The sequence below is a fragment of the Aestuariibaculum marinum genome, from assembly GCF_014596975.1.
Lineage (GTDB): Bacteria > Bacteroidota > Bacteroidia > Flavobacteriales > Flavobacteriaceae > Aestuariibaculum > Aestuariibaculum marinum.
Map to the genome: position 1 here is coordinate 577,598 of NZ_JACVXD010000002.1, position 6,955 is coordinate 584,552.

Sequence of the window (6,955 nt, forward strand, 5' to 3'; positions counted from 1 at the left end):
ACATTATAGACGGTTTTGTTGTTTACAACTCGTGATAAATTCACTTTAATTTCGATGAATTTCTATGTATTTTTATCCACTAAGATCGGTTTTTATAATCGGCTTATTCACAACAAATTAAACTTTCAGGATGTACTTAATTTTCGATACAGAAACCACAGGTTTACCAAAACGATGGGATGCACCCATTACCGATACCGATAATTGGCCGCGTTGTATACAAATTGCATGGCAGTTACACGATGGTATGGGTAATTGTATCGATCATCAGGATTATCTGGTGCAACCGGAAGGATTCAACATTCCTTATGATGCCGAGAAGGTTCACGGGATTTCTACGGAGTTGGCTCAGGAGCAAGGTGTACCCTTAGTTGAAGTTCTTGAAAAGTTTAATGCCGTGTTGGGGAAAACCAAATTCATTGTTGGACAAAATGTAAAGTTCGACTTGAATATTATGGGGGCCGAGTTTGTACGTGGCGATATGGCTAACGTACTCCAGGAACTACCCGTGTTAGATACTTGTACCGAGCATACCGCCGAATTATGTCAGATACCCGGAGGTCGTGGTGGTAAATTCAAGTTACCAACACTTACCGAGTTACACGAGTTTTTATTTAAACAGCCTTTCGCTGAAGCGCATAATGCAACTGCCGATGTTGAGGCAACGACGCGTTGTTTTTTAGAGTTAATCCGTTTAGAGGAGTTTACAAAGGAAGAGCTGGATGTAGAAGAAGATTACTTCCAAAACTTTAAGGAAGCAAATCCGAAGGAGATTGAGCTTATCGGATTAAAGCACATTAACCTGAAACAGGAAAGTGCTAAAATTCGTGAGCGCATTAAAAAGGCTGAAGGGACTCAGATTTCTTCTGAAGAAATTAAACAAAATATTTCCGATTTAAAGGAAGTTGAATTTGCTCATCTGCATAATCACTCGCAGTTCTCCATTTTACAATCTACTATTAGTATCCCTGCGTTGGTGGCCGAAGCGGCAAAACACAATATGCCGGCGGTAGCGTTAACCGATCATGGAAACATGATGGGAGCATTTCATTTTGTTAAAGCGGTAAGTGCACATAATAAATCGGCTCAGGCTAAAATAGCAGCAGCTCAGGAAAATGGAGAAGAAACCGATGTAAAAGAGATAAAACCTATTATTGGTTGTGAGTTTTTTGTGTGTGAAGATCATTTAGATAAAACCAGAAAAGATAATGGGTATCAGGTGGTTTTACTGGCTAAAAATAAGAACGGTTATCATAACATGGCCAAGCTATCGTCGCATGCCTTTGTTAACGGTTTTTACTATGTGCCACGTATTGATAAAAAACTAATAGAACAGTATAAAGAAGATATCATAGTGCTTACCGGAAACTTGTACGGTGAGGTGCCTAGTAAAGTGTTGAATGTTGGAGAAAATCAGGCGGAAGAAGCGTTGCTGTGGTGGAAAGAGCAATTTGGCGACGATTTGTATATCGAATTGATGCGTCACAATCAGGAAGATGAAAACCGTGTGAATGCGGTGCTGGTTGATTTTGCTAAAAAGCATGATGTTAAATTAATTGCGACTAATAATACCTATTACTGTGAAAAGGACGATGCTAATGCGCATGATATTTTACTGTGTGTAAAAGATGGTGAAAAACAGGCAACGCCAATAGGTCGCGGTCGTGGGTATCGTTATGGTTTACCTAACCAAGAATATTACTTTAAGTCTTCGGAAGAAATGAAGACCTTGTTTAAAGATATTCCAGATGCGATTAGTAATATCCAAGAGATTGTCGATAAGGTAGAACCTTTTGAACTGGCTCGAGACGTCTTGCTTCCAGCCTTTGGAATTCCTGATGAATTTAAACATGAAGAGGATTTAATTGATGGCGGTAAACGAGGTGAAAATGCTTATTTAAGACATTTAACCTACGAAGGAGCTAAAAAACGTTACGGCGAACCGTTGTCGGAAGAAGTCACCGAGCGATTGGATTTCGAATTATCGGTAATTGAAAATACAGGGTATCCAGGATATTTCTTGATTGTAGAAGACTTTATCCGTGAAGCCCGAAACATGGATGTGTCGGTAGGGCCGGGGCGTGGTTCGGCAGCAGGTTCGGTAGTAGCCTACTGTTTGTGGATTACCAATATTGACCCAATGAAGTACGATCTGCTTTTTGAGCGTTTCTTAAATCCGGATCGTATTAGTATGCCCGATATCGATATTGACTTTGATGATGAAGGTCGAAGTCGGGTTATGGATTACGTAATCAAGAAATACGGCGCAAACCAGGTGGCGCAAATTATTACTTACGGTACCATGGCAGCGAAGTCGTCCATTCGTGATACGGCGCGTGTACTCGATTTACCTTTGTTTGATGCCGATAGGATTGCAAAGTTAATTCCGAATATGTCTAAACTGAATAAAATTTTTGGTTTAGATGAAAAAGGACTTGCTGACAAATTCAGAGCTGAAGAATTAGAAAAAGTAAACGAACTTTTAAACATAGCCGATGGTGAAGGGTTGGATTCTGAAACCGTAAACCTGGCAAAAGTTCTGGAAGGTTCGGTGCGTAATACAGGTATTCATGCCTGTGGTGTGATTATCACTCCCGATGACATTACCAAGTTCGTTCCAGTATCAGTAGCTAAAGATTCCGATTTATATGTTACTCAGTTTGATAACTCGGTAGTAGAAGAAGCCGGACTACTAAAAATGGATTTCCTGGGGTTGAAAACGTTAACTCTGATTAAGGACACCGTTAAAATAGTAAAGGCAAAACATGATATTCAGCTCGATCCGGAGAATTTCCCCTTAGATGATGAAGAGACTTATGCGTTGTTCCAAAGGGGAGAAACAGTTGGCGTGTTCCAATACGAATCGCCTGGAATGCAAAAGCACCTCCGAGATTTAAAGCCAACGGTTTTCGAAGATCTTATTGCAATGAATGCCTTGTATCGTCCGGGGCCAATGGAATACATTCCGTCTTTCGTTCGTAGAAAACATGGCGATGAAGAGATTGAATACGATTTACCAGCGATGGAAGAATACCTTCAGGAAACTTATGGTATTACGGTATATCAGGAGCAGGTAATGTTACTGTCGCAAAAACTGGCTGGATTTACGAAAGGTGAAGCCGACGTACTGCGTAAGGCGATGGGTAAAAAGCAGATTGCCGTACTGGATAAGATGAAACCAAAGTTCATCGATCAGGCAAGTGCAAATGGTCATGACGCCAAAATACTTGAAAAAGTATGGAAAGACTGGGAAGCCTTTGCGAGTTATGCCTTCAATAAATCCCATTCCACGTGTTATGCCTGGATTGCTTATCAAACAGCGTATTTAAAAGCGCATTATCCTGCGGAGTATATGGCAGCGGTATTATCTAATAATATGAATGATATTAAACAGGTAACCTTCTTTATGGAAGAATGTAAGCGCATGAAGCTTGATGTTTTGGGGCCAGATGTGAATGAATCGTTTTATAAATTCTCGGTAAATAAAGACAATGCGGTGCGTTTTGGTATGGGGGCGATTAAAGGTGTAGGTCACGGTGCGGTAATGACGATTGTTGAAAACAGAAAGAAAGATGGGCATTATAAATCCATTTTCGATTTAGCCAAACGTATTGATTTACGTGCAGCCAATAAAAAGGCTTTTGAAAACTTAGCATTAGCCGGAGGATTTGATGGTTTTGGAAAAACACATAGAGCGCAGTATTTTCACGATGAAGGCGACGGAATTACTTTTTTAGAAAAAGCTATTAAGTACGGAAGTAAGCATCAGGAGAATGAAAATTCAGCTCAGGTAAGTTTGTTTGGGGAAGCGAGTGAAGTGCAGATTGAAGAACCTCAGGTGCCGCCATGTGAAGAGTGGGGAACTATGGAAAAACTAGCTAAAGAGCGTGAAGTGGTTGGTATTTATATTTCGGGGCATCCGCTGGATGATTTCAAAATAGAGATGAAAACCTTTTGTAATGCGAATTTGAGTTTCTTTAATACGTTAGACCCTTATGTTAATCGAGAGCTGGTTTTTGGTGGGGTAGTTACCGATGTGCAACACCGTGTAAGTAAACAAGGTAAAGGTTGGGCTATGTTTACCGTTGAAGATTATACTGATAGTTTTGAATTCAGAATTTTTGGTGAAGAATATCTTAAATTCAGACACTTCTTAATGCATAACAATTTTGTGTTCGTAAAAACATTTGTTCGTGAAGGCTGGATTAATAAAGATACCGGTAAACGTAGTGAACCGCGTTTACAGTTTAATAATTTTCAGTTGTTGCATGATGTCATGGAGAGTTATGCAAAGAAATTATCCATTCAGCTTGAGATAGGCGATTTAAAAGAAAGCACAATTTCAAGGTTGAAGGAGCTCATCGATATGCATCCGGGTAATCAGGCCTTGAATTTTGTAGTTTACGATAATCAGGAAAAAATTAAATTGCACATGCCAAGCCGACGCCAAAAAGTAAAAGTGTGTCAGGAATTAATTAGTGAACTTGAGAGTGAGCATGTTAAATTTAAATTGAATTAATTAATATGAAAGCTTTTGCTAAAAGTGGAAGTTTTTTTCTTTTGTCATGGCTGTGATGAGAAAGTCAGAATGAGTCTGAAATATAAAAAAATCTTAAAATAAGCTTAAACAATCGAGTTATAAATAAAACAAATTGTTACTTTGTAAGCTTTAGGAGTTTTTTTGACTAATTTTGTAACATTAAAATAGTATTACAATTAAAACATAAATATTATGGCATTAGAAATAACAGATGCAACGTTTGAGGAAAAGGTATTAAAGAGTGATAAACCAGTAATGGTTGATTTTTGGGCTGCTTGGTGTGGACCTTGTAGAATGGTAGGACCAATCATTGAGCAAATTAGCGAAGAGTACGATGGTAAAGCGGTAGTAGGAAAAGTTGATGTTGATGCTAACCAAGAATTTGCTGCGAAATACGGTGTGCGTAATATTCCAACAGTATTAGTATTCCAAAACGGAGAAGTAGTAGGAAGACAAGTTGGTGTAGCACCTAAAAATGCATACACTGATGCAATTGACTCGCTTTTATAGTCTATAAAATATAAAGATTATCTAAAAGGTTTGCTAGTAATAGCAAACCTTTTTTATTTTAGATAGATTTAATTAAATAAAAGAGGCCTTAGATAATGAATTTACAAAGCGAACTTAATAAAGCAGAAGGGTTTAAAAACTTAGAATTACTGGCAAAGCAGGTTGTTGAGGGATTTATTGCCGGAATGCATAAAAGTCCGTTTCATGGGTTCTCGGCAGAGTTTGCTGAACATAAAATTTACAATCAAGGCGAGAGTACACGTCATATCGACTGGAAGCTATTTGCAAAAACTGATAAATTATACACCAAACGTTACGACGATGAAACAAATTTAAGATGTCATATCATTATCGATAATAGTAGTTCGATGCATTATCCAAGCATGAATAAGTTTTCGATTCATCATTTAAATAAAATTGCATTTTCAGCTTTAGCTTCGGCGTCTTTAATGGGGATTTTAAAAAAGCAGCGCGATGCTGTTGGTTTAAGTATTTATAGTGATGCATACGATTATTATGCGCCGGAAAAGGGGAGTGAGCGTCATCATCAAATGTTGTTAAGTCAACTGTCTAATATGGTCACCCAAAAGCCAATAAACAGACAAACCGATACGTATACATATTTACATCAAATAGCTGAAAAGATTCACAGGCGTTCCTTAATATTTTTATTTACTGATATGTTTCAGGCTATGGAAGATCCTAATAAGTTGTTTGAGGCACTTCGTCATTTAAAATACAACAAGCATGAAGTAATTTTATTTCATGTCATTGATAAAGAAAAGGAGCTGTTATTCGATTTCGATAATAAGCCCAAACGTTTTGTTGATGTTGAAACCGGTGAGTTTATAAATTTATATGCCGACACCATTAAGCATAATTATAACGAAGCGGTGAGTGCTTTTTTCAAGGAAGTGCAGTATAATTGTTTGAAATACAATATTAAATATGTTGAGGTAGATGTTAACGATGATTTTAATAATATACTTTTAACATATATGGTAGAGCGTAAGAAGTTCGGGTAGAACAAAAAACTCAAAAAAACTCAAAAAAATGTTTGCGGTAAACAAAAAGGGGTGTATATTTGCAACCGCAATACAGCAACGGTCTGGTAGTTCAGTTGGTTAGAATGTCGCCCTGTCACGGCGAAGGTCGCGGGTTCGAGTCCCGTCCAGACCGCAACATTGCAGAGAAGCTCTAAGTGATTAGGGCTTTTTTTGGCACTATAAAGAAGTTGTGTTGTCCCAATGCAAATTGGGAGTAGTAGTGATTACCAAAGTTTTTTGGTGTTCCAATGAAAGGCTTTCCTTTTTTCTTAACAGAAAATCGGGATGCTTTTTTTGTTTTAGAGTAAATCTTTCCAAACTTTAAACCCCTTTCTAAGTTTTTTAGGCAAACAAAAGAAAATAAATATAGGTGAAGCTATTATTACAGGGTTGATTACATTCTCAAATATTATTGTAAAAGCATTATTTGTCCATTTAGAGATTATTAATGAAAGTCCTGTTCCAATTGCGCAGAATAGGATTAGAAAGGCAATGTAGAATAGTAATATTTTAAATAATTCCTTCATTTATAATTATACGGAATACAATTTAAATCATTGGTTTTTAACTGAAAAGGATATTCTTTTTATGGTGTATTCCAATTATAAACGGATTAGGTTATAATCTGTTATAAAGATGTTATTTACTAATGTCATGAATTTGAATAGTCTTTTTTTTTTTGACATTCAGTGTTTTGATTATTCTTATTCAAAAAAACAAAAAAATATTATTATATATTAAAAAGTATTGTATATTTGCACCCGCAATACGCAACGGTCTGGTAGTTCAGTTGGTTAGAATGTCGCCCTGTCACGGCGAAGGTCGCGGGTTCGAGTCCCGTCCAGACCGCAACATTGCA

Annotated in this window: 3 protein-coding genes and 2 tRNA genes; all 5 read left to right on the top strand. The window is 37.4% G+C overall.

What is annotated here, in order from left to right; all coding sequences use genetic code 11:
* Positions 1–130: 130 nt before the first annotated feature.
* The 5 genes from dnaE (at position 131) to ICJ85_RS06500 (ending at position 6,945) form a co-directional block, all read left to right on the top strand.
* Positions 131–4,519 carry a DNA polymerase III subunit alpha gene (dnaE, locus tag ICJ85_RS06480; RefSeq protein WP_188222957.1) on the top strand — a complete coding sequence of 1,463 codons (4,389 nt, stop codon included), beginning with the start codon at positions 131–133 and terminating at the stop codon, positions 4,517–4,519.
* Positions 4,520–4,732: 213 nt separating this feature from the next.
* Positions 4,733–5,050 (top strand): thioredoxin, encoded by a 318-nt coding sequence (gene trxA / locus ICJ85_RS06485; protein ID WP_188222958.1) that lies wholly within the window; start codon positions 4,733–4,735, stop codon positions 5,048–5,050.
* A gap of 95 nt (positions 5,051–5,145) precedes the next feature.
* Positions 5,146–6,075 carry a DUF58 domain-containing protein gene (locus tag ICJ85_RS06490; protein WP_188222959.1) on the top strand — a complete coding sequence of 310 codons (930 nt, stop codon included), beginning with the start codon at positions 5,146–5,148 and terminating at the stop codon, positions 6,073–6,075.
* A gap of 80 nt (positions 6,076–6,155) precedes the next feature.
* Positions 6,156–6,229 (top strand) — tRNA-Asp (locus tag ICJ85_RS06495).
* 642 nt (positions 6,230–6,871) lie between these two features.
* Positions 6,872–6,945: transfer RNA gene (locus ICJ85_RS06500), tRNA-Asp, on the top strand.
* Positions 6,946–6,955: the final 10 nt, after the last annotated feature.

Excerpts from the sequence above, each read along its gene's own strand:
- ICJ85_RS06490 (WP_188222959.1), top strand. The coding sequence starts at position 5,146 with ATGAATTTACAAAGCGAACTTAATAAAGCAGAAGGGTTTAAAAACTTA.
- trxA (WP_188222958.1), top strand. The coding sequence starts at position 4,733 with ATGGCATTAGAAATAACAGATGCAACGTTTGAGGAAAAGGTATTAAAG.
- dnaE (WP_188222957.1), top strand. The coding sequence starts at position 131 with ATGTACTTAATTTTCGATACAGAAACCACAGGTTTACCAAAACGATGG.